The sequence below is a fragment of the Salinisphaera sp. LB1 genome, assembly GCF_003177035.1.
Lineage (GTDB): Bacteria > Pseudomonadota > Gammaproteobacteria > Nevskiales > Salinisphaeraceae > Salinisphaera.
Genome location: NZ_CP029488.1, coordinates 2608325 through 2632268 on the forward strand (window position 1 = coordinate 2608325; position 23944 = coordinate 2632268).

18 protein-coding genes and 3 tRNA genes are annotated in these 23944 nt (G+C 59.6%); 11 read left to right on the forward strand and 10 right to left on the reverse strand.

Annotation, left to right across the window (positions count from 1 at the left end):
- Positions 1 to 10 precede the first annotated feature (10 nt).
- Both SALB1_RS11745 and SALB1_RS11750 read left to right on the forward strand, forming a co-directional pair.
- Entirely contained in the window at positions 11 to 892 is an 882-nt protein-coding gene (locus SALB1_RS11745) for an ABC transporter substrate-binding protein (RefSeq protein WP_199678780.1), read from the forward strand.
- Positions 893 to 1086: 194 nt separating this feature from the next.
- Entirely contained in the window at positions 1087 to 1608 is a 522-nt protein-coding gene (locus SALB1_RS11750) for a hypothetical protein (RefSeq protein WP_109994041.1), read from the forward strand.
- Positions 1609 to 1622: 14 nt separating this feature from the next.
- Here the strand turns inward: SALB1_RS11750 and SALB1_RS11755 are convergent, their stop codons facing one another.
- On the reverse strand, positions 1623 to 2534 hold the full coding sequence (locus tag SALB1_RS11755) for a LysR substrate-binding domain-containing protein (RefSeq protein ID WP_179950663.1): 912 nt from the start codon (positions 2532 to 2534) through the stop codon (positions 1623 to 1625).
- A gap of 118 nt (positions 2535 to 2652) precedes the next feature.
- Between SALB1_RS11755 and SALB1_RS11760 the strand changes: the two genes are divergently transcribed.
- From SALB1_RS11760 to SALB1_RS11775, 4 genes are all read left to right on the forward strand, one after another.
- Positions 2653 to 3546 (forward strand): hypothetical protein, encoded by an 894-nt coding sequence (locus SALB1_RS11760; protein ID WP_109994043.1) that lies wholly within the window; start codon positions 2653 to 2655, stop codon positions 3544 to 3546.
- A gap of 59 nt (positions 3547 to 3605) precedes the next feature.
- A complete protein-coding gene (locus SALB1_RS11765) occupies positions 3606 to 4865 on the forward strand; it encodes a Xaa-Pro peptidase family protein (protein ID WP_109994044.1) in 1260 nt (419 codons plus the stop codon).
- Positions 4866 to 4933: 68 nt separating this feature from the next.
- Positions 4934 to 5935, forward strand: coding sequence for a 2OG-Fe(II) oxygenase family protein (locus SALB1_RS11770; RefSeq protein ID WP_109994045.1), 1002 nt, complete (start codon positions 4934 to 4936; stop codon positions 5933 to 5935).
- A gap of 307 nt (positions 5936 to 6242) precedes the next feature.
- Positions 6243 to 7208: a glycine betaine ABC transporter substrate-binding protein gene (locus SALB1_RS11775; RefSeq protein ID WP_109994046.1), complete on the forward strand. Its 966-nt coding sequence runs from the start codon at positions 6243 to 6245 to the stop codon at positions 7206 to 7208.
- 545 nt (positions 7209 to 7753) lie between these two features.
- Here the strand turns inward: SALB1_RS11775 and SALB1_RS11780 are convergent.
- The 4 genes from SALB1_RS11780 to SALB1_RS11790 all read right to left on the reverse strand — a co-directional run bounded on the left by SALB1_RS11780 (position 7754) and on the right by SALB1_RS11790 (position 10809).
- Positions 7754 to 7829 (reverse strand) — tRNA-Arg (locus SALB1_RS11780).
- Positions 7830 to 8075: 246 nt separating this feature from the next.
- On the reverse strand, positions 8076 to 8735 hold the full coding sequence (locus tag SALB1_RS11785) for a ferritin-like domain-containing protein (protein WP_222843031.1): 660 nt from the start codon (positions 8733 to 8735) through the stop codon (positions 8076 to 8078).
- 291 nt (positions 8736 to 9026) lie between these two features.
- Positions 9027 to 9422: a hypothetical protein gene (locus tag SALB1_RS18780; RefSeq protein WP_145961311.1), complete on the reverse strand. Its 396-nt coding sequence runs from the start codon at positions 9420 to 9422 to the stop codon at positions 9027 to 9029.
- Between the two features lie 982 nt (positions 9423 to 10404).
- Positions 10405 to 10809 carry a response regulator transcription factor gene (locus SALB1_RS11790; protein WP_109994048.1) on the reverse strand — a complete coding sequence of 135 codons (405 nt, stop codon included), beginning with the start codon at positions 10807 to 10809 and terminating at the stop codon, positions 10405 to 10407.
- Positions 10810 to 11210: 401 nt separating this feature from the next.
- On the opposite strand from SALB1_RS11790, the gene SALB1_RS11795 reads away from it, so the two are divergent.
- Positions 11211 to 11366 carry a LuxR C-terminal-related transcriptional regulator gene (locus tag SALB1_RS11795; protein WP_109994049.1) on the forward strand — a complete coding sequence of 52 codons (156 nt, stop codon included), beginning with the start codon at positions 11211 to 11213 and terminating at the stop codon, positions 11364 to 11366.
- A gap of 71 nt (positions 11367 to 11437) precedes the next feature.
- Here the strand turns inward: SALB1_RS11795 and SALB1_RS11800 are convergent, their stop codons facing one another.
- Complete coding sequence (locus SALB1_RS11800; protein ID WP_109994050.1) at positions 11438 to 15478, reverse strand: chemotaxis protein CheB; 4041 nt, start codon at positions 15476 to 15478, stop codon at positions 11438 to 11440.
- A gap of 205 nt (positions 15479 to 15683) precedes the next feature.
- Positions 15684 to 16217, reverse strand: coding sequence for a hypothetical protein (locus SALB1_RS11805; RefSeq protein ID WP_109994051.1), 534 nt, complete (start codon positions 16215 to 16217; stop codon positions 15684 to 15686).
- Positions 16218 to 17172: 955 nt separating this feature from the next.
- Here SALB1_RS11805 and SALB1_RS11815 point away from each other — a divergent pair.
- From SALB1_RS11815 to SALB1_RS11830, 4 genes are all read left to right on the forward strand, one after another.
- Positions 17173 to 17248, forward strand: a tRNA-His gene (locus tag SALB1_RS11815).
- A 16-nt stretch (positions 17249 to 17264) separates the two neighbouring features.
- A tRNA-Lys gene (locus tag SALB1_RS11820) sits at positions 17265 to 17339 on the forward strand.
- A 762-nt stretch (positions 17340 to 18101) separates the two neighbouring features.
- Entirely contained in the window at positions 18102 to 18953 is an 852-nt protein-coding gene (locus tag SALB1_RS11825; RefSeq protein WP_109994053.1) for a DUF1837 domain-containing protein, read from the forward strand.
- 139 nt (positions 18954 to 19092) lie between these two features.
- The gene (locus tag SALB1_RS11830) at positions 19093 to 21660 is read left to right on the forward strand and encodes a DEAD/DEAH box helicase (protein WP_109994054.1); all 2568 of its coding nucleotides are present in this window, start codon (positions 19093 to 19095) and stop codon (positions 21658 to 21660) included.
- Positions 21661 to 21682: 22 nt separating this feature from the next.
- Here the strand turns inward: SALB1_RS11830 and SALB1_RS11835 are convergent, their stop codons facing one another.
- From SALB1_RS11835 to SALB1_RS11845, 3 genes are read right to left on the reverse strand one after another with little or no spacing between them, the layout of a single operon-like run.
- Positions 21683 to 23425 (reverse strand): replication endonuclease, encoded by a 1743-nt coding sequence (locus tag SALB1_RS11835; protein WP_109994055.1) that lies wholly within the window; start codon positions 23423 to 23425, stop codon positions 21683 to 21685.
- Positions 23422 to 23703, reverse strand: coding sequence for a hypothetical protein (locus SALB1_RS11840; RefSeq protein ID WP_109994056.1), 282 nt, complete (start codon positions 23701 to 23703; stop codon positions 23422 to 23424). Before SALB1_RS11840 ends, SALB1_RS11835 begins: the two co-directional genes overlap by 4 nt.
- On the reverse strand, positions 23700 to 23900 hold the full coding sequence (locus tag SALB1_RS11845; RefSeq protein WP_109994057.1) for a helix-turn-helix domain-containing protein: 201 nt from the start codon (positions 23898 to 23900) through the stop codon (positions 23700 to 23702). Before SALB1_RS11845 ends, SALB1_RS11840 begins: the two co-directional genes overlap by 4 nt.
- Positions 23901 to 23944 lie beyond the last annotated feature (44 nt).

Below are 23944 nucleotides of genomic sequence, written 5' to 3' on the forward strand. Positions count from 1 at the left end.
AAAACAACACATGAAGAAACTGTCACTCCTGCTGGCCTGTGCGCTGGCGACCGGGTTCATCGCCGGTGAGGCTTCGGCGGCCAGCAAACCGGTGGTCGTGGGCTCGACCAACTTCACCGAACAGCTGGTTCTCGCCAATATCTATACCGACGTACTCGAAGCGCGCGGCGTGACAGTGAAGAAACGGCTCAACCTGGGCTCGCGCGAAGTCGTGTTCCCGGCGCTGAAATCCGGCGAGCTGGATGTGCTGCCCGAATATTCGGGCGCGCTGCTGGGCTTTCTCACCAACGGCAAGTCCAAGGCGCACAAGCAGGCCGCGGTGCTCAAGGCGCTGCGACAAAACCTGCCCAAGGGCATCGTCGCCCTGAAGGCCTCGTCGGCGCAGGACAAGGACGGCCTGGTGGTCACCCCGGCCACCGCCCGCAAATATCATCTCAAGACGATCGCCGACCTCAAGCCGGTGGCCGGCCAGCTCACGTTCGGCGGCCCGCCCGAGGCCAAAACGCGCTATGTCGGCGTGCCGGGTCTCAAGCAGGTCTACGGCGTGCAGTTCAAGAACTTCCGGGCGCTGGATGCCGGTGGACCGCTCACCCAGAGCGCACTGGCCAGCGGTGCGATCGACGTGGCACGCATGTTCACCACCCAGGGCGTGATTTCGGATCGCGGCTGGGTCCTGCTCAAGGACAACAAGAACCTCGTGCCGGCGCAGAACATCCTGCCGGTCGCCCGCAAGGCGATACTCACACCGAAGATTCGCAAGGCGCTGAATGATGTCTCGGCGCAGCTGACCACCGAAGACCTCCAGCGCATGAACCAGCGGGTCAGCGTGAAGCACGACGACCCGGAAACCGTCGCCGAAGACTGGGTGAAACAGCACCATCTCGGCCAGTAGTGTCGCAGGGGCTGGCCGCGCGCATTGTTGCGGCGGCCCTTGACCCGGAATAACGATCCGACCGGCTGTCGCCAACGGCCGGCTGGTCGGCTAACGGGCCGCCGGTACGGTGCGTTAAACTTTTGCGGCCGACTGTGCGCCGTTGGTGGCCGCGAAAGAGCTGGGTTTTCGCGCAGCAAGCACTGGACGTCCGGTTGGAGCGCCAGGGGGCCTGGGCGGCGATATACGACAACGTGGTGATCGGCCCGGGTTCCGACGCCGACGTGCCGGCCTGCGCGGTCTTGCCGCCCGGACATTTATCGCACGCTGTGCGTCGAACCCGGGGCGCCGCAACGGTGGGCGGCTACAAAACCGAAAGCAAACACGAGCGCTGCGGGTCGGATGCCGCGCTCGGCGAGCGCATCAGCATGGGTCCGGACCGTTTCTTCGACGGCGGCCGTTTCGAGCCCGGCGTGCCGTTGGACGGCTTCGGCGCACCGCGCGCCTTTGCCGCGATGCAGGCGGTGTGCGGCGCGGTGTCCATGGCCTCGGGCTTCACCATCACGTATGAGTTGTTGTTCATCGAACGGGTGATCGTGGCCATCGCCGGGGTGTCGCTCGTGCTCGGCATCCCGCATGTCGCGCAGCGACTCAATGCCGAGGAAGTCGATACGGCCGACATAGGCGAATTATTTTCGTTTATTGGCGTTCATTCGAGGACGGTTTTCTTCCACTGAGGCTCGACTCGCGATCAACCGGTAGCGCCCGGCTCGGCCGCCGCTGCGTCGAGGGTCTGTTCGACCAGGGCCGTAAACGCATCGAAGGCCGGATGCTGGACGCTCGGGGAGCGATGAATTTCCAGTACCGCCTCCGGTAATTGCGGCAGGCCGGCTTTTTCGCCCAGCGTGTGCCAGCCCGGCGGCAGAGTGCGCCGGCCGGTGATCGTCACCGCGCGGCCTTGATCGACCGCCACACGCAGGCCGGTCGGGCTCTGGCTCGTATAGTCGATCTGCCATGTTCGGCCGATACGCGTGAGGGCTTCCAGCGCCCGGCGGCGGTAGGCGCATTGCTCGGGGAACAGCGCCAGCGGTACCGGCTGGTCGGGAACGAGTTCGAAATCGCGGTGGGCGGCCCAGACCAGGGTTTCGGTGCCCACGCGTCGGGCGGTGCTGGCCGCCGAGTGCTGCACCGTGAGCACGAGATCCAGCGCGCCGGCCTCGAGTTGTTCGATGAGTTCGGTCGACATGCGGCAATGAATATGCGGGCGGACCGCCGGATGCGAGGCCGCGAAGGCGCGCAGCACCTGTGGCAACCAGGTTTCCGCGTAGTCCTCGGGCAGGCCGAAACGGAGCGTGGTCGGTTGGGCGGACGGCCCGACCGCACTGACGGCCTCGCGCTGGAGTTGCAACAGGCGCCGGGCGTAGACCAGAAAAGTCTGGCCGTCGGCGGTCAGGGCCAGCTGGCGGCTGGTGCGGTGCAGCAGCCGCGTGTTGAGTCGGGTCTCGAGCGTGCGGATTCGCAGGCTGACCGTGGACTGCGTCTTGTGCAGGTACTGACCGGCCGAGGTGAAGCCGCCGGTTTCGGCAACCGCCACGAAGGCGGCGAGCAGGTCGCTGTCGAGCACCGCTGCCGGCGATCCATGAGGCTCACCGATGGAATCCATTGGAATAACTCGTTTCTCAAATCGATCGATGGCTCTCAGCATAAGTCAGGTCGGCGCGCCGGGTCATTGCGGCGCGGCTGGCCGACGGATTTACAGTGCATGATCGAGAGAGGAAAGCATGAGCGAAGCAGCCGTGGTCCTGGCCGATGCCGAACGGACTGATCTGAGCGATCTGGTGGATACCGAACGCTATCCGCTCGCGGATTTCGCCGGGTCGCGCATGCAAGACGTGATCGAGCGCGTGCGCGCCGATCTGGACGCCGACGGTTGCGCGGTGCTGCGTGGCTTCATGCGCGCCGATGCGCTGGCACGGGCACGTGCCGAGGGCCGTCAGCTGGCGCAAAAGACTTTCTATTCCAGCGCCCGGGTCAATGCCTGGTTCACCCGCGACGATCCGAGCCTGGACGAGAGCGATCCGCGGCGCATCTTCATGGATCGCACCAGCGGTTTCGTGACCCGCGACATGATTCCGGCAGATATGGTGATCCAGCAGCTCTATGTCTCGCCAGCAATGAAGCGGCTGGTCGCAGCCTGTATCGGTGAGGCGGAAGTCTTCGAGTATGCCGACCCCTTCGCGGGGCTGGTGCAGAACGTGTTGCCGCCGGGCACCTGCCAGCCGTGGCATTACGACACCAACGAGTACATCGTCACCATGATGACCGAAAAACCGGACATCGGCGGCGAGTTCCAGTACTGCCCGAATATCCGCTCTGCGGCCGGCGAGAACTACGGCCGCGTGGGTGCGGTAATCCGCGGCGAGGATACCGACACGCCCAAGACGCTACGCCTGGAGCCGGGCGATCTGCAGCTGTTCAAGGGCCGTTATTCGCTGCATCGCGTGACCGAGGTCGGCGGCGAGCGCCAGCGCCATACCGCGATCTTCGCCTATTCGCAGCAGCCCGGCGTGGTCGGCCGGCTGGAGCGCACTCGCCAGCTCTACGGGCGGGTGTCCGAAGCCCATATCCGGGCCGAACGCGAGCGCGTGGAGCGCGCCGACGGGCTGCTCGACTGAAGGACGCGGCCGACCGCGAACGATCACCGGCCCGCCGGGCCGCGAAGCGACGAGACGATATGACGACGACTGTTCTCCAGGACAACGGCATCCGCCCGCCGACCCACGCGCCCGAGCTGTGCGAGCCGACCCCCGCCGAGATCGAACAGATCCTGCGCGACCGGCTGGCCGCGACCCGGGCCCAGCTCAAGGCGCGGGACATCGTGGCGGCAGTCCTGTTCGACCCGACTCATGTGCGCTACGCCACCGGCTCGCGCAATATGCAGGTCTATTCGGCCCGCAACCCGGCGCGCTATGCTTTCGTGCCGGCGGAGGGGCCGGTGGTACTGTTCGAGTTCTCCGGCTGTGAGCATTTGGCCGCCCATCTGCCGACGGTCGACGAGATCCGGCCGGCGACCGCGATCTCGTATTATTTCTGCGACGACCATCTAAAGCAGACCACCCAGGCCTGGGCCGACGAGATCGACCGCCTGGTGCGCGACTGCGGCGGCAGCGAGGGCGATCAGGTCGCCATCGAGAGTGCCACCTCGCATGCGGCCTTCGCCCTGGTCGAGCGCGGTTGGCGGATCCGTGACGCCCAGGTGCCGCTGGAGCGGGCGCGGGCGATCAAGGTGCCCAACGAGATCAAGATGATCCGCAGCTCGCTGCGTGCGGTCGAGACCGGCGTGCGCAAGCTCGAAGCCGCGATCCGGCCGGGTGCGACCGAGAACGAGGTCTGGTCGAATCTGCACCAGCACATCATCGCCACCGACGCCGACTACGTCGAAACCCGGCTGATGAATTCCGGGCCGCGCACCAACCCCTGGTTCCAGGAATGCTCGGACCGGGTGATGCAGGCCGGCGAGCTGGTGGCGCTGGATACCGACGTGGTTGGCCGCTACGGCTACTACGCGGATTTCTCGCGCACCTTCCTCTGTGGCGACCAGCCGGCCACGGCCGCGCAACGGGATCTGTATCGCATGGCCTACGACCAGATCCAGACCAACATGGCCGGCATCGCGCCCGGCGTATCGTTCAAGGAATATGCCGAGCGGGCCTGGCAGATCCCGCCGGCCTATAAGGCCCGCCGCTACTTCGCGCTCGCCCATGGCGTGGGCATGACCGGCGAATATCCCTACATCGTTCATCGCGAGGATATCGATGACAAGGGCTACGATGGCGTGATGCAGCCCGGCATGACCCTGTGCGTGGAAAGCTTTATCGGCCACGAGGATGGCGGCGAGGGCGTCAAACTCGAACAACAGCTCTATATCCGCGACGATGGCGAGGTCGAACTGCTGTCCGACTACCCCTTCGATGCGCGCCTGCTGGATCGCTGAAGCGCGCGCTCCATCCATCGCTGCGTCCCGGCTACAACGGGCTGCAGCACAAGCCCGATGCGAACCCCATGAGCCAAACCCTGATCCCCCACATCGATTTGACGCCGCTGCTTGCCGACCAGTCCGGGCGGGGCGGGACGATCGCCGCCATCGTCGACGCGGCCTGCGATTCCGGCTTCATGAGCGTCGGTATCGCGCCGGACCAGTTGCATCTCGCCGACGATATCCACGCCCGGCTGCTGCGCTTCTTCGAACTCGACGAAACCCACAAGCAGCAGCTCGCCCGGCACAAGTTCGTAGCCGCCAATCGCAATGTCTATCGCGGCTACTTTCCGCCCCAGGACGAAGACCCGACCTGGAAGGAAGGCATCGATCTCGGCCCGGACATCGCCCACCCCGAGCGCGCCGATACGCAAAGCGGCGATCCGCTGCGCGAGCCGACGCCGCGGCCAGCGGAATCGGCGCTGCCGGGCTGGGCGGACGATGTGGCGACTTACTACCGTGCCATGGAAAATCTGGGCGGCGTGATTGCCGGCGCGCTGGCCGAAGGCCTGGCCATCGACCGCGACAACCTGTTGCGGCCATTCGATCACGGCAACTCGACGCTGCGGCTGATCCATTATCCCGAACGCCCGGCCGCGACGCTGGATGCCATGCCCGCGGTCGATGGCCACGGCGATAAGCGGCGCTGGCTGGTCGGCGTGCCGCACTGCGACAACGGCTTCATCACGCTGCTCTGGCAGGACCGGGTCGGCGGGCTGCAGGTGCGCATGCCGGACGGTGCCTGGGAGGACGTGCCGCCGCGCGAGAATGCCTTGGTGGTCAACTTCGGCCGGTTGCTGGCCGATTGGTCGGGCGGGCGCATCCAGGCCACCGAGCATCGTATCGTCGGCGGAACCCGTTCGCGGCATTCGATCCCGTTCTTCTTCGAGCCGGCGATCGATGCGTATATCGCAGCCCCCGATGCGGTGGGTGACGGCGGCTATGTCTACGGCGACCGACTGTGGGAGCGCATGCAGGAATTCGTGGAATTCCAGGGCCTGGAACGCACGCCGGTCACCGAAGCCTGAACGCGCCGGGGCATGCGGCAATCCCAGTGGCCGGCGCGCCACGTGCTCGCGGACGAGGCCAGTTTCTCGCCGAATATCGATGGGCATGGGTCTGGGGTCTACAGGCGTGGCCGAGCTTGCCGGCCGTGCTTATCGTGCGAACCCGTTCGATCCGCACGCGTCGCAGAAGCCGGGCCGGCACGAACGCGCGCCGCGTCGGTCGGCTATGGTTGGATAGGTTCTGACTTGCAACGAGCCCCGGTTGGTCTGGAAGGCGGATGACCGGCCGTGAGCTGTTCGTATCGAAAAACGAGAAAGGGAGTCGACGATGAATAAACGATTCATGAACCGCGGTATCGCGGGGCTATTGCTGGTTACGGCCGCGATGCTGGCCTGTTCGCCGCTGGCGCTGGCCGCACAGTCCGGATCGGGCGAGACGGTAAAAATCGGCATGCCGCCGTGGCCGGGGGTGACCATCAAGAGCCAGGTGGTCGGCGAGATCCTCAAGCCGCTCGGCTACGACGTTAAGTTCGTCAAGGCCAGCGCGCCGATCGTCTATCTCAGCCTGTCGCAGGGGCGGGTGGACGTGAATCTGTCGGCCTGGTCGCCGGGGCAGGCTTCCAGCTTCATGCCCTATGTCAAGAAGGGCAAGATCGTGAAGCTCGGCGAAAACCTGACCGGTGCCACCTCCGGTTTCGCTGTACCAAAATTCATGGTCAAGCAGGGGCTGACCAGCGATCGCCAGCTCGCGCAGTATGCCGACAAGTTCAATTCGACCATACACTGCATCGAGCCCGGCAGCGGCGCCAACAATATCGTCCAAAAAGCCATCAAGAATAATATCTACGGTCTGGGCGACTGGCACATGGCCCATAGCAGCACCGCTGCCATGCTCGCCGAGGCCAAGCGGGCGATCGACCACCACAAGCCGATCGTGTTCTGTGGCTGGCAGCCGCACTGGATGACGGTCGCGCTGGACATGCATATCCTCAAGGATCCGAAGAGCCTCTGGGGCCCGCATGGCGGCCACAGCCAGGTGCTGACGCTGGCCAGCTCGGCGTTCGTCAAGCGCGATCCGAACCTGACGCGTTTCTTCCGGCAGTTCCAGGTCGACTCGGACACGCAGAGCCAGTGGGTCTATGAGTCGAGCTACAAGAATCAGGATCACCAGCAGGTCGCCGACCGCTGGATCGGTTCGCATCTGAAGCAAGTTGCCGGCTGGCTGGACGGGGTGAAGACGGCCGACGGCAAACCCGCAGCGGCCGTGCTGCGGGCCCACTTCAAGCAACAATAGGCCCTCGATCGACACAGCCGCGGGGCGGCGCATGCCGCCTCGCGCGACCCGAAGGGCCGGCGTCTGCCTGAATATATACCAGCGCCCGCCGTAACCCGTTGCCACTCGCCCGGGGTGAGGCGCCGTGTGAGACGGCAAGCGGCTGTGACCCGGCTTTGGTCTTTAATTTGAACGGTAAAACTGGCGCCCGGCTGGATTATTCGCCGACGTTGCCGGCTCACCCTTCGGGCCGGTGCGGTTGACGCCGCCCCGTTCGGATGCGCGCTGCGCATCCGTCGAACCACGCTTGTTCATCTGTCGCTGGTTCGAATATTAGTTGGATAGGCCATTGCTAGAGCCCGCCTTTCGGCGAGCCCTAGCAATGGCGCGCCCGGCTGGATTATTCGCCGGCCGTGCCGGCTCACCCTTCGGGCCGGTGCGGCTGACGCCGCCCCGTTCGGATGCGCGCTGCGCATCCGTCGAACCAGGCTTATTCATCTGTCGCTGGTTCGAATACTGGTTGGATAGGCCATTGCTAGAGCCCGCCTTTCGGCGAGCCCTAGCAATGGCGCGCCCGGCTGGATTCGAACCAGCGACCAACGGCTTAGAAGGCCGTTGCTCTATCCCCTGAGCTACGGGCGCGAAACCGCGCGAGGCGGCGCCCATTGTGCCAGTCGCCCAGGATCGGCACTAGCGTTAGCCTTGTCCAATGACACATGAGCCTGAGCGAAGCGCGACATTCCAGGGGGAGATGAGCCCGCCGCCTGACTGACGCCATCACCTGGACTGCTCAGGCTCATCTCTGGATTGGAAAATACTGGCGCGACCGAGGGCTGAAACCGAGGTATTGCGTCGGTAGCACTATTACCCTGCATTCGCGTGCTTAGATTAGACGTTCCTCAAGGCTTGCGCCGTTTCTCTGAGAATGCGTTCACTACGCACATCGTTTTGCTCCGACAGAGTTATAATATCCTCGGCCAGTGACTCGACAAAGACGTCTAGCGCCGCAGATACTGCCAGGGCTTGACCTTCACTTCGGCCGATGGCTAGGGAGTATTCGCTCAAACCTGAACGAGCGGCGACGGCCGAAACCGTTGCTTCAGCCATTCCCCCGAGTTCGGTGATGCGCTTGGCGATTCGCTCGCTCTCGAGGGCGGCTGTTTTGTTGATCTCCTTCAGCCATGTTTTGAGTGCGATAGCATTCGCACCTTTGATGTTCCAAATCGCTTGAATCGCCTGGCGCTCCAGATCAATACAATCTGCCAGGCTCTGATTCAACAGCTTGGATATTTCGGCCCGCCGCTTGCACTGCGATTCTTCGGCGCCGGGATCGAGATTCTCACTGCGTTTCGCCGGATTAGCGTCGGGGCCCCCGCCGTGGGTTGCATTCGGCGTTGCCGCTGGGTCGACAGTCGCGCCGGTGCCGGGAAACAGATGCTCCATATCGGCATACAGGTGCTGCATCAACTGCGGCGCCGTTTCCGAGCGGGCAGGCAGCGATCCGGCTTCGTCGTCTTTCGTTGTCTGATTCATGTCGGCGTGCGACATGGTGTTTTGTGTGCGTGGGCTATTGACCATCTGAATCTCCGTTTGCTGGGATGGAGCGAACAGGCAAGATGCTTCTCGGGACGAAGCTGTGAAAAATCAGTACGCTTGATAAAATCAGGCGTTATGGTTCTATTTTGATTTCGGACACGTGACCTGGCAGCAATAGAGTCGCCCACGTATGGGCGCAGCCCGTGCGTCGCTGTTTTATTGGGCGCGAGAATCCATTGATTCGTTCGTCTGCGCCAACTGACACGCGCATATTATTTCGACCTGATGCGGCTTGAAGGAAGCTCAAGGCTGCCCTGGCTTGAGGGACGGCTTGACACGAGCCAATGTTCGAGCGGAAGAGCCGCCGGTAGCTGTGGATGCTATAGGTGCCGGAAACAACGCGTGAGGATCTCCAGCAAGCCATAACATATGGTCAACAGGTAAGGTGCAAGCGGTGGGCAGGTAACGCCGCATAAAGCTGAAATCGACGACCGATTGCGGCGAAATATAAATATCGACGCTGCCGTCTGCGCGCGGAACAAACCAAAGCGCCATGCCTTCCGGTTTGCCGGCTTGCAGGTAGCATCGTTCGAACAGCAGCTTCAATGGTTTGTGTGCCTCGCCCATCAGATGGCCGGCATCCAGATGGATGTGATACCAGCGTGTATTAATCGACAAGGAAGCACCACTGTGCGCCATGGCTACACCTGAACACTTCTGATTTGTTAATGATTGTGTCTTTGCGAATAAGCTCTGCGTAGGCTGACTTTTACTTGTCCCGTATGGGGTAAACCCCAGTAATGCGTTATCCGACGACGGGTGTTGCCAAAACAGGTTCTACGGCTTTCGTGATTCGTCGGTCGGCGCGGCTATGACTTTGTGACTTCCAGCGTCCGGTAACCACAGGCCCGGCAGAAGACCGCGCGGCCGTCGGGGAAGACCAACTCTTCGGTAAATCGGTGGCCACAGTCCGGGCAGGGCACATCGCAGCGCCGAGCCACCGGCTGTGTTGTGGTTATCGCGCCTCGATAGGCCCGCCAGGCGTCGACGGGGGCGTCCGATGCGGCCTGTTTGCGCCAGTACGTGCGTTCGCGGGCGGTGCAATGACCCCACCAAGCGCGGACGTGGGCGTCGTATTCATCAGTCATGCCGTTTGCCCGTGGTGGGGTTAGGAACGCGTCCGGCTGTCGTCGGGACGGTGGGTTCATCGCTGGCGTCGGCCAGCCAAGCACGCTGGGCGCTCACTCGCGGCACTGAAACACTGGGCGGGTCGCACGGCCGGCCGCGATGGGTCTTGAGCAGTCCGCTGCAGACCGTCACTGCGCTGGGTGGGAAATACAACGCCGCGCCGCCGTCAGCCGTGAACGCAAGACAAAACACCATACCGGATCGACAGTGCGCCTCCAGATACGTACGTTCGACGCGAAGTCTGATGCGATCGTAATCGCCGTGGAGTAATTGCGTTTCGGTCAGAGGAATCCGATACCGGTGAGCTACGGCATGGCCACGTAACCTCGGCGTACCGAGTTTCGTCATCTAATCGCGTTTGGCTTGAGAGTCGGATTATAGGGTCGCGTAACGGCGCCAACGCGTGAACCCGGTCTTTTACTAGGGGGCGTTTGTGAAGTTCCTAGATATCAGGGCCGCGAACGCACGGGAAACGCGACCGGCGGCACCCACATCACTCACAGGGCCTTGTGCGGTATCGATCCATCACATCCATGGCGTTGGACACGTGGGCGAGTAGAGTGTCCGGATCGTACGGTTTGCGTAGAAAAGCCAGCGCGCCTTCCTCTAGCGCACGCTGTCGATAGGCTGGATCATCATTGGCGCTTACGATGATCACCGGTGCCTTGATCAGGCGTTTGTTGAGTTCGCACTGCAGCGCCAAACCGCTCATGCCGCCGAGGTGAATATCCAGCAATAGACAGTAGCGCCTTTCCGGCAGGCGATGCGCTAATAGCTCTTCGGCCGAAATGAAGCGTCTGCAGCCATAGCCTGCGGACAGCAGCAGCGCTTCGACTGCCTCGCTTGCTTGAGTATCATCTTCCACCACAATGACTGTGGATGATTCGGATGTATTCATGCTGGAATTATCGTGCTGAATGGGCAAACCTAAGGTGATTCTGGGGTTATATATTGGCGGTATCCAATATAAATGCCATAGTGACAATCACATCCTGAATGTAGCGATTACCCTTATAGGGTGGTGGCTAGACATCATGGATTGGCCCTTGAATGTGGCTCTGCGTGGAAACCTCCCCGTCCTCAACGTAACCCATGAGCGTTGAGGATGGGCAGGTCACTGCATGGCGTCCAGGTGAAAATACGCTTTATACAACGCGGTCGAGCGAGCTAGCTTAGTGATTCACGCACTCACGTAAAGTCCAGCGAGGTGAACCGCCCCGGGAACGCTGTCGACTGCAGGACTATCAGCAACAGGTCACAATCCGGGCGCGCCGGGGCGTGCTCTGACGCGTGAAACCGATGTGCTCGAGGGGCGAAGGCCATTCCAACAAGGGCATGGCACGGATTGCGGGTATCAGTCCGAAAACGGTCGAGCGGCACCGCGGCAACGTCATGGCCAAGGTGCATGCCGGCTCGATACCCGAACGGGTATGCATGTCCATCGCGGCCCGCTAGGCGGTAGGCGGACCCGCGGTCTCAGCAACAAGTCATCAGCCACTGATGCGACTGGCCTTTGGCGCGTACCATCAGCCTTGTTTGTCGTCGCTCACCGTCAGCGGCAGGTCGAAGATGAAGGTGGCGCCTTCCCCCAGACGAGATTCGGCCCAAAGTTCGCCGTCGTGCCAGTTGATCACGGTGCGGCTGATGGCCAGACCCATGCCCATACCCTTGAGCTTGGTCGAATGGAATGAATCGAAGATTGCGCTGATCTGATTCGGAGGGATGCCTTCGCCGGTATCGCTGACGGTGACCCGTACATGCGCATCATCCGGCTGTTCGGTGGTGACGCGCAACGTGCGGCGGTCCTCGTCGACGGTTTCCATGGCGTCGAGCGCGTTGCGGATCAGGTTGATCAGGACCTGTTCGATCTGTACCGGATGGCCGGTCAGCGTCGGTATTGATGCATGGGTGGCCACCCGCATGTCGACGTTCATGCGGTTGGCGTTCGACTCCATTAATGCCGTGGCCTGGCGCACCAGTTCGTTGATATCGATCTTTTCGTTCCCGGTTTCCTGCCGGCCGACGAGGCCACGGGTCTGCTCGATGATATCGCCCGCGAGCTGGACCTGCTCGGCAATCCGGCGCACGATTTCCGTGGTTGCGTCGGCGGGTTTGCCGGCATGCAGCATGCGTGTAAGCGCGCCCGCATAATTGCCGATCGCGCTCAGCGGCTGGCCCATGTCGTGGGCCAGGGTGCTGGCCATTTCGCCGAGCGTAGCCATGCGCTGTATGTAGATCAGGCGTTTTTCCTCTTCCGGGCCCACTTCGCCTCGGCGTTCGGGATCGTTGATATCCGCCATGAGAATATACAGACCGACCACGTCCTGATCTTGATGATGGGGGACCAGGCTTACGTGCAATAGTCGCTTGTCTTGCTGGGTCTGGTTCCATTGCAGCTGACAGTGGGTGGTTCTGCCCGCCAGGGCGGAGTCCAGATACGGCGCCAGCGCGCGATAGGCCCGATTGCCAAGCGCCTGTGCGAGCGTGACGCCCGGCTCGGTGGCTTCAAACCATTGGCGCTGAGCCGCGTTGGAAAAACACACCACTCGATCCGTATCGATATAGGTGATGAGCGTAGGCAGCGCATCGGCCAGCAGCTGAAGTTGCCACTGGGCATGGCGCACGCGCGAATCGACATACTTGAGATCGGTGATATCGCGGTCGATACCGACCCAGCGCGCGGTGCCGAAGGCTCTTTCCTCGACCAGTCGGCCGTGACTCGCGAACCAGCGGATACTGCCGTCCCGGTGCCGGATGCGGTACTGCAGGCCCTCGTCGGCCGCTCCGCCCTGGAAAGGTATCTTGTCGACGAAGGCCTTCCGGTCCTCAGGCAGTACGCGTTCCTGCCAGGCCTGAAGTGAATTGGCGAGCTGGCGGTCCTCGAAACCCATCAGCCGTTTCAGGCGCGGCGACATATAGATTTGATCGGGCAGGGCGCCGGGATTGTCCGGGTCGACCTGCATTTCCCACATGCCGCCGTTGATCGCGTCCATGGCGAGATCCAGGCGTTGCTCGCTGGCCTGCGACGTCAGCAAGGCGCGCTTGAGGTCGGTGATGTCGGTGAACGTGATCACCACCCCGTCGATGCTGTTGTCGCGGGTGCGATAGGGCAAGACCCGGCGTAGATACCAGCGGTCGTTTTCGGCCTGCACCTCGCGTTCGCGTACCGATAATTCCGAGATGACCTCATCGGCGTCGCTGACCAGGTCCGGGTCGCTGAACTTCATCGTGATGTCGGTCAGCGGGCGGCCGATATCGGAATTGATCAGGCTCAGCAACTGCTTGATGGCCGGCGTAAAACGCTTGATGCACAGAGTCCGGTCGAGAAACAGAGTGGCGATCTGGGTGCCTGAGAACAGATTGCTCAGGTCGTTATGGGCCCGTTCCAGTTCGTCGACCTTGGCTTCCAGCTCGCTGTTGACCGTAATCAGTTCCTCGTTTAGCGACTGCAGTTCCTCCTTGGATGTTTCCAACTCTTCGTTGGTGGACTGCAGCTCCTCGTTCATCGACATGACTTCTTCGCTGGAGCTCTTCAGGTCCTCGTTGGCGGCCTCCAGCGCCCGAATGGTGCTGGTGAGCTCAGCCCGGGTGTCTTCCAGCTCCTCGCCGAGTTGGCGTTCGACGTCGCTCTGGTAGGCGTTCTTGTGCTGGTTTGAGGCCGCTCGTTGCACACGCTCGAAGGTCACCAGAACGAGGCCGCGAGCGGTGGACGGTTCCTTGATCGGACGGGCGCGGATATTAAGCAGGTTTCCCCCATGGCGGCCTTCGAGCGTGGACGTCACCTCGTTCGGGTGACCTTCGGTGAAGGCACGATGGGTGACCGCCCGCACATGGCTGCGAAATGGCTCACGCACCATATCGACGATGTTGAGCGAGGACTGGCCGAACGGCAGGTTGAAGTAATCGTCAGTGGGCCCGTAGCTGCATAGGATATCCAGCGCCCGATTGACCAGTACCGCTGCGGGCACGTGATCGCGAAGCAGCACGTCGCGCGCGATATTCTCTACGGTATCCGGGCGGCCCGAAGCATGCGCGGCTGTCGGTTTCAGGTTGTGGGCGCTGTCGCCATAAAACACTTGCGGTATTCGGCCCCGCTGATCGGGACCCATGCGACGGAACAGCCGGCTGCCGTTGACAACCGGCTCGAACAGATCGACTTGGCCGCTGAGCGTTTCCGAATTGCCGAGGAACAGAAAACCGTCTGACTTGAGCGCGAAATGAAAGGTCGAAATGACCTGCTTCTGGGTCTCGGGCTTGAGATACATCAGCAGATTGCGGCAGCTGATCAGATCCAGCCGCGAAAAAGGGGGGTCATCAATGAGGTTCTGCGAAGTGAACACGATCTGTTCGCGTATCACCCGCTTGATCTGGTACTGGCTGTCGACCTTGTCGAAGAAACCGCGCAAGCGCTGGTCGCCGATATCCTCGCGTATCGATTCCGGATAGAGGCCGGTGCGCGCGACATCCAGCGCGGCCCGGTCGATATCGCTGGCGAAGATGGTATAGCGGAAATCCTTGCCGCTGGCCTGGATGGCCTCGGACACGAGGATGGCGATCGAATAGGCTTCCTCGCCGGTCGCACAGCCCGGCACCCAGATGCGTAGCGGGTACTCGACGCTGCGCTCTTTCAGCAGTGGCTGGATCGCGTGCTCTTCGAGTGTTTTGTAGGTCGCGGGTTCGCGGAAGAAATCGGTGACGCTGATCAGAAAATCCTGCGTCAGGCGGGCGCGTTCGTCGCTCTCTTCCTTGAGTCGCTCGATGTAGCCGTCGACCGTATGGATCGCCGCCAGCCCCATGCGCCGCAGAATTCGGCGCTTGAGCATGCGCGGCTTGTAGCAGGCGAAGTGGTCTCGGCTGTTGTACTGGCGCAACAGCTTGAGGATCGAATCAAGCTGCTCGGCGGTAATCGAGTTCTCGGTGTCATCTTTGCCGTCGGCGGGCCGTGGGCCGTGCATCCGAGTGGAGTTGAGCCGCAGATGATTAGTCAGCGGCTCGATTAGATCGACGGTATCGCGCACGAAATCGAGTACCGACGTCTGGATCGCCGCGCGCGGCATGCCGTCGTGTTCGGCGTTGTCGGGATTCTGGGCCATGGTGAGCCCGCCGCTGGCCTTGATTGCCTTGATGCCGAGCGCGCCGTCGCTGCCAGAGCCGGACAGGATAATACCGATCGCCTCGCTGCCGCGTGCCTCGGCAAGTTTGCGAAAGAAACGGTCGATGACCGTGGGCACGGTTTCGTGCGAAACGCTGCGGTGCAGTTTCAGCAGGTCGTCCTCGATGCCAAGATCATGGCCGGCGGGCATGACATAAACACGATCGGCTTGCAGCGCCATATTGTCTTCGATGGTCACCACCGGCAGCGTCGTCGCGCGGGCCAGCAGTTCAGGCAGCTGCGAAACATGCGAAGGCGCCAGGTGCTGGACGACCACGAAAGCCGCGCCCGTTTCGGCTGGCATGTGCGCCAGTAGTGCCGAAACCTGTTCGAGACCACCGGCCGATGCGCCGATGGCGACCACCGGGACATGCGTATTCGTTCCGGTGTCCCGCTCGGACGCGATCTCTGTCATTTATGGGCTCAAATACGTCGTCGATTGGCTATAACGGCATCATACAACGATCATCGCGTGCCGATACATCATATAAAAATGGCCTCCGTCAATTGGCGGAGGCCACCGGGTGCACTCTCCAAGGGGGGTGAGAGAGTGCGGCCCTGGGAAGACGAGCGGTTACCGGGGCCCTGGTTGAGAACGCAGGCGGTAACCGTCGGGCTGCTTACAGCCTGAAGTCTTCCCGTGCCCGGCCCGGATGGGGTAGTTCCCAGGCGCAGGCGAATCGGCGGACGAAAGGGGCTAGATCGAGCGTACCGAAAAATGACGGCCCGTATCCCCCTAGGCCCTCGAATTGGCGAACCGAGCGGTAGTGGTAGCGGGCGGGCACGTAGCGCCGGCAGCGGGCGGCCCGTTGGGTGGCGATTGGTTGTCGGTGTGCCGACGTGCTGGGCTGGTAATGGTGTCCGGCGACCAACACCACCGGCTCGACCGGCGCCGGCGAATCGGCGGCCTGATAACGGCTCAGCCAAGCGCCGACATGCGCGACGGCGGCCGGGGAGATATAGACATCCACACCGGTGTCCCGCCGCCGTGTCATCCACAGATTCATGCCATGGGGCCGCTCGGCACGCAGATAGAGCGCGTGGAAAACCAGAATCATGTATTCGTGTTCTTGCCGCTCGATCTCGGCGTCGCCGATATGAACACGCTGCCAGCCGGCGCGGCCGTTGCTGTCCGGTTGCGGTTGCTCGTCCATGGCCTAATTCCGGATTCCTGTATGGCTTGATTCGACCATGAAGCGCACGCCCGGTACGATTGGGCAGGGCCCCTGCCTGGATAGGGGAAAACACTCGAAGGCGATTTGCAGAGAAGGTATGCCGAAGAGCAAACGCCGCGGATGCATAGGTCGCCCCTTCTCTGCGTGCGGTCACGCCGCGTCCGGATTTGGCGTTAACATCGGCCACCTTCCGGGAAGTCCAGGCCGCGCGCCAGCGCGGCTTCGACCACGGCCCGGCCCAGCGGGTGCTCAGAGACCGCTTTTTACCGCAGCGATCAGCGCCAGCACGGCATCGTTGTCGCCGTCCAGGCTTTTGATAGGGCGCACCGCCGGCCGTTCATCGGTGAGGGGTGGCGCATGTCGAGCACTATCGTATCGAGGTTGCGCAGCGCCTGAAAAGTCTCCCCAATGCGCATTAAAATGCCTATTTCGGCGGTCCCGCCGGCGCCGCGTACGATCGGCAGCGGCGACGAGGTGCCGACCGCGCCAGGGTAGCGCATCACCCGCGTCCGCCAGCGCGGCGAACACCGCCCGTTGATAGTCGGGAGCCGCACCAATACAGCAAGGCCCAAACAACGGCCGCCTGACTGACGCCTTTACATGGATTGCTCAGGCTCATCTCTGGATTGGAAAATACTGCGTTATTGCCGTCGTGTGTGCCCACCCCGGGCTGCCCTGTAAAGTCGAGCTTCGTAAGAGGATTCCGGGTCGCCAGACGGCCTCGCGTGAAGCGGCAACCGGCGCCGGGCTGCCTGTCAAATGAGCGGGCATGGGTGTCTTGGTGGCAGCAGCACGACGGCGGTGGGCCGTCACCGAGCGGCCCGTTCATGCAGTGTTGCCACACGAGCGAGACAAGCGTTGTACAAACAGGACAACGCCGCTAGAATACGCAGCTCGCGACGAGGGTATGCCCTCTTCGCGGCATCAGACGATGGTGGGCGTAGCTCAGTTGGTAGAGCCCTGGATTGTGATTCCAGTCGTCGTGGGTTCGAGTCCCATCGTCCACCCCACTGTCTGATGCGATACGGGCCGTTAGCTCAATGGTAGAGCAGTTGACTCTTAATCAATTGGTTGTAAGTTCGAGTCTTACACGGCCCACCAATTTTTAGTATTAGAAACAGCCGTTTAGCAAATTCTACGGAAAATGCTAAGCGGCTTTTCTTTTGCGCGTTCTACGCGGGTGCTACGTTTGAAGCGTGTTAAACATGCGATAACGAAATGGTTCAGGCCCCATTCTTACCTATGCCCAATCGCACGACGCGCGCGACTATCGCGCTTTCCCAAGGCGGGGGCGCCGCAGATATCGGCGCTAGCCTAAGCTACCTGGAACAATTCGACTGCGGAAAGCTCGTGGTAGTTGATTCGGGTCTGGAGGCCTGTGCCGCTTCTACGGAGCGCGCGGGGCCTCGCTTGGCGTGTGGTACCCGAAGCTTGACTCCGAGATTCCTAGTCGGAATTGTCCGCGTGCGCACAACGCGTTTTAATTCTAGGCGGTGTGCCGTGCGAAGCCTCGCTTATCTTTCTCAAGCGCATCGAAGGTAACGGTAATAAAGGCGCGAATGGCTGTGGGCAAATGCTCCGCGCCTCAAAATCTCTCGAAACTTCTCCCCTATTGGTTCGTGATTCAAATCCATCACGGCCCCGCCAAGGCGCTCTTACATTAGCGGATTTAAAGCCCAACAGCCGGAAGCTATTGCTGTGTTGCCGTGCGTAAGGACGCGCTCAGGAGTGGTAACGCGAAGCCCTCTTCTTACCCTATGACTTAGGACGGGCTCGGCCCCGATTCTGATGTGCGCTACGTGCAGCAGGAGAAGACGGTATCAGTTATGGTCGGTACTCGAGGAGCAATGACCGGGTCTACCTATGAGTATCGAGGGGGCGTGGCTAGCGGAGCTTGAAACATCGTTAGCCCTTAGTAGCAGGAGCGTCGATGCCTTTCATGCACGACTGACCGAGCATGCGTACGAATGGCCTTACGGTGACAGTAAGGTTAACGCACGCTTCTACTACCTAACGTTTCGAGATGGGCTGCCAACGGCTGAGGAATTTTTAATCTATATCTCTCAGCAAATTGTACAGTTTTGCATACCTTATGAAGAGCGTTGGGAAGCTCTGCAGAAAGCTTATGTTGAAGGCGACTCAGCTTATACGACCGAGTTAACGCATAAAGCCAGAGATCTATTTGTCAAAGCGCGTAAGGAAGGAAAGAGCACAAGCGGTGAACCTGCCGAATTGATCTTATTTCTCATTTTAGAATCCGTGCTAAAAGCCCCGCAGATAGCTTGTAAGATGTATCTAAAAACATCACAGAATGTGCCAGTTCATGGCGCTGACAGTGTGCATGTTGGCTATGATTCGGAAAGCGACCAATTGCTGATGTATTGGGGAGAATCTAAGTTATATGGCGATCTTCTAGGCGGTATTCATGCTATAAGCAGTTCGATATCGGAGTTTGTGAAAAGCAACGACGGGAAAAGCGGTAAATCGCGCGATATCGAAATAATAAACGACCACTTTAGTTTGTCCGGCGACGGAAATAGCGATCTAAAGGAAAGAGTTTTAGATTACTTCGACCCATATAGCCCAAAGAGCAACGAGCGAAGAGATGTATACGCGTGTCTCGAATGCTTCGACTTGCCGCTATACGAGCAGCTGAAAGGTCTATCGCCCGAGCAGGCAGAACATGTTTTTCAACAAGAATTTCAAAAAAAATAGAATCTGCTTGCAGTAGTTTTCGTAAACGCCTAAAAGCTAACGATATAGAGAATCTAGAGTTTCATTTTTTCCTTATTCCATTTGAGTCAGTGCAGAAATTCCGTGATCAGTTTCTTGCAGAAATAGGTTTGCCCGCGCCATGTTGAACGAGCTTGCAACTCGTATTTGGGCCCATGAGTCATTCCATCGCGATTACACGGCTGCGATTTCGCAAGGAATCGTAAGTTCGCAGCCGCTTTCCCTGACTACAGACGTCAGTTCATTAAGTGAAACAGTGATCGCAAACTTATTACAAGCTGCGGCCGTTTTTGCCAAGTCGACTTCGATGGAACACCGTGAGGCTGCCTATCGTATTGCTACTAGCCTTTTATGGTCGAATAGTGAGGAGTTCGATCGTATCGGTGATATTAGTACCATCATTTTGGGTCGGCTCGGAAATTTTGCGGTGCTGCAAACACTATTAAAAGATGTTGGCGACAAAGCGCTAGCTAGAATTCCGTCGTCGCTTTGGTATGAGATCCAGGCGCATCAAGGTAGAAATACAGTCCAAATAGCCGGACGGAGTGCTGTTGCTCTGACAGGCTTTCAGCGAGATATATGGGAAGCGTTAAAAGACAATGACGCTGTTTGTATAAGTGGCCCTACGTCTTCCGGAAAGTCGTTCGTTGTACAAGGCTATTTATTGGCACGATCGGAAAATGCAAGGGGGTTCACTGCGGTCTATTTAGTGCCGAGTAGAGCTTTAATCTCTCAAGTTTCAAGCGATCTGAGAGCGCTTAGTAGAAAACTAGAGATAGCCGATCTAGATATCTACACGATCTCTGAGCCTAATCTAGATACCTCTAAATCCTGTATCTATGTTTTAACTCAAGAAAGGCTACAGCTGCTTCGAGCGAATTACCCGCGCGAGGTGGAGCCGGATGTCGTCATTGTGGACGAGGCGCACAGTCTTGCCGAAGGTGATCGAGGAACGCTCTTAGAGTCCGTGCTACAGGATTTGGCGGCAACCAGTAACGGCGACTCGAAGCCGCAGTTCATCTTCGGGGCGCCGTTGACCAAAAACCTTGAGATTTATGGAAATCTCCTTGGTATCGATTCAATAAAAAATATACAGACGATCGAATCCCCTGTTGCTCAAAACCTGCTGTTGGTAGAGGGTGAGGAATCCGCCGTCAAAGTCGACCTTTGGGTCGATGGCCGAAGACTCTCAATAGATCGAGTTGAATCAGATATTTCGAACTTTAGCGAAAACGAGAAGCTCGCGTGGGCTAGTAGTCAATTTGGTGACGGTCAACAATCGTTAATCTACGCGGGTGGTCAGGCGAAAGCAGAAAAAATTGCAAAAAAAATAAAAGAAAAAATTCGCGGCGCGAACACAGCTACTATTGACGAATTAGATGAGTTGAGCAGCTTAGTTCGTAATTATATTCATCCGAGATACTCCATCGTGGATTGTCTGCCTTACGGTGTGGCGTATCATTATGGACGTATGCCAGCGGTCCTTCGCCGCAATGTGGAGCGGCTATTTAAAGAAGGCCATATACGCTATTTAGTTTGTACTAGCACGCTATTGCAAGGCGTGAATCTTCCTGCGCGCAATATTTTCATGATCAATCCAACTAAAGGTCGGGATTATAAAACTCATGAAAATATCCCACTTAGTAATCACGACTTTTGGAACCTGGTTGGGCGAGCTGGGCGGCTGGGTAAGGAGTTCGAAGGTAATGTCTATCTAATAGATTACGGCTCTTGGCGCGAGAAGGCGCTTGAAGGTGATAGAGAGGCTGCTTTAATTCCAGCGATGCAACAGAGCCTTTCGAATTCGCATGCAGAGATTGCGGAGTTTATTGAAAATCGCAGCTTATCGGAGGGGCCAGCGCAGGAGGTAGAGGTAACAGCTGCCAAACTGTTCAACGATTATCGTCAAGGGCGACTCGAGAGAACATTTGAGCTTTACGGCGATGATTTGACCTCAAGCGACAAGGAGCGTTTGTCTGTAGGCTTAAGGCAACTAGATAAGCTGGTAACGCTTCCTCTAGAAATTACCGGTAGGCATTCGAGCATTTCGGCACTCCGGCAACAGCGGATGTATGATTATATAGTGCGCCGAGCGGACCGTGTAGGTTTGGATCAGCTCGTTCCCCCACATCCACATTCTAGTAACGCTTATAATTCGTGTCTAAGACTTATTAAACGCTTTAATAATTATTTCGAAGGTCTGCCTAAAGCAGATAGGTCGCATACCTTTTTTGCGACGCTGGCACTTAAGTGGATGCGAGGAGAAAGCCTTCGACGGATTCTCGATGAAGCCATTAGACGGGCTCCGGAGCGTAATCCTGACACTGTGATCAGAGAGTCGCTTACTCAGATTGAAAATCGACTGCGCTTTCGCTTCGTAAAGTATGTCAATTGTTACGCCGATCTCATACGATTCTATCTTTCAGAACGAAATCGGGGCGCCGAAGCAGAAAGAATTCCGCCATTTGGGCTTTTTTTGGAGCTCGGTGCAAGTAATAAAACGATGATAAACATGATTTCACTAGGTCTGACACGCACGGCTGCGAAAGTAGTATCGGACGAAATAAATGATTCTAGATTAGAAAGGGGGGAGTGCGTCGCGGCTCTAGGGCGATTCCTTGCAGAAAATGGGTCAGTTCCGTCGTTAATACGGTATGAGATCGAAGAGGTCATTCGTGGAACGCGATAACTACAGCGCTCGTTGCGTACAGTTATTTCCACGAGTCCAAGTGCTCACGGCTTCGCCGTTGCGCTAACGCCGCGCGCTGGAATTCGTTAAGGAAATCGCGTTTGAGATTTCCCGTTACGGGTTCGGCCCGGATTCCGGTAGCTCCGCTTCCCGTTACGTTACGCCCGAACTGCTCGGCGTTGTCCCCGTTACGACTCTCGCCGCTTGGTTGGTATTCGATTATCCAGCGGACCGGGCGCGTCGTATACGTAACGCCGAAGGCGTCGAGGTAGGCCCGCTGTTTGGTTTCGCCATAACGGCCGCATTCGGTATCGGCTGCGTAACGAACATGGGCGGGTCGCGCGCTGGCCTTAACGGCTGCGCCGCCCATGAGTTCCATGTAACGAGCGTAGTCGCCCTCATCGGCGGCTTTGCGCAGCGCTTCGGCCTTTGGGTTGCCTTCAATCTCGTTACGTATACGGCGCAGTTCGCGCCACGGCCCGATAGCGGGCGTGCCCATAAACTGAAACTGTCGAATACCCCATTGCGACGCCCAAGCCCGGACGCGCTGGGCCGCGTCCTTCGGATCGGTTTCTAAGCCCACTTGTTGCCCGTCTGAATCGAGCGTCGCCGCGTAATCGAGCCCGTGCCCGTCCATGCCTTTCGAGATGTATTTTGCGATATAGCCGGTTGCCGAGCCGCGCTGGGGGTCAATCGCTTGAATATCGCAGGCGCGCTCTTGCCGCGCTCGGTCCGTGGACCCGGCGACGAAGTAGACGGTGAGCATGCGCCGTAACAAGTCGGCTTGCGCCGGATCGACGAAAAGCAGGACGTGCCAGTGGGGTGTCCCGTCGTGGTGGGGTTCGGCGACCCGTAGGCCATACGCGTTAATCGATGCTCGCTTGAGCTTCGCGCGAAACTTCTTCCACTGCGCCATCAACCATTCCTGACCTTCGCGGGGTGTGACGTGCTGACCATCGCCGGGTTCGAGCGATTTGGAATGGACGGCGTGCAACTCGGGCGGGGTGGTGATCGATGCGAATAGCGCGACATCGCCTCGGGCCTCTGCGTAGCGCTCGATCCCATTGATACGCCCCATCATCTCGTTGCGGCGAATGCTGGGATTGCTCAGGCCTTTGTCGGCGATCTCAGCAAGGCTGAATTCCTCGCCGGTTTCGCAGACCGCCATCGTGTCATTCAGAGCGCGGGCGTTGCTTTCTTGGCGGCCGATATAACGCTGGAAGCCGTATTCGCTGATATACAGGCCGGCGCGTTTATGAACGAGCCCAAATGAGCGCGCTTGCTGCTCGTGTTTGCGGCCGTGAATCTTGTGCAACTGATTACGCCACCAGCCCTCATCGCGCATGCGCTCGATACAGCCGAACAGGGTGCGATTACGGTTCGGCGTGGGCGGAACCAGACCGAAACGCGAGACCACGCCGTGACCGGCGGCGTAGGTTGCCATTTCATCACCGTTGACGCGGCGCATGCTCTGCTCGCACTCGTGGCTACGGCGCTTTGCGAAGGCTCGAATATCGTCGCCGGTCGCACTCGGCGGCAGAAGCCCTTGTGACGCTTCGACGAATTCCCGCAACTGGATGTTGGCGGGCCGCATCGGGTTCGGCCGGCCTTGGTCACGTTCTGCGTGATAGGTGCGCCGATGCTGTTCGGCCAGTGCGTTCGCGACCGGAACGGGTTGGGAGTCTAGTTGTTTCCGTAACCAAATCCGCCCGTCGGCCGGGATTTCCCGCGCTGACAACCCGCTAACGTATTCGATGACGCTCATGGCTTCGTGTCCGTTTTGGTACGGGCAGCGTCGAACGCGCGCCGTGCCTCGTAGCAGGCCTTGAGATCGCGGGCCAGCTGTTCGACTGCTTCGAATGACAGATAGACGGCCGACGCGTGTTGGCCGGTCGCATCCGCCAGCGTCAATCGAACCGGGTGGCTGGTCGTGTTCCAGGCTTCCGTCTTGACGCTGGCGTTATGCCGGTCGAACACGCCACCCGAGGCGAGCAGTTCGGGCTGGATTGGATCGGCGGCTTGTTCGCCTGCTGGACGACTCATGCCGACACCTGGTGCATGCTGTCGTCGATGAACTTCGCGACATCCGCAGCGCGGTAACGCACCCAGCGGCCGCGTTTGACGTAGGGCAGGGGATAACGCTTTTCACAGCGCCAGACCGCGAGCGTGTGAGCGGTTACGCCGAGTAATTCGGCGGCTTGCTCCGACGTGAGTAGGGCGGGGACTTCGTATTTATTCATCGTGGTGAGGTTGGGCTGTTGAACCTTCACCACTAAGGCTAGAT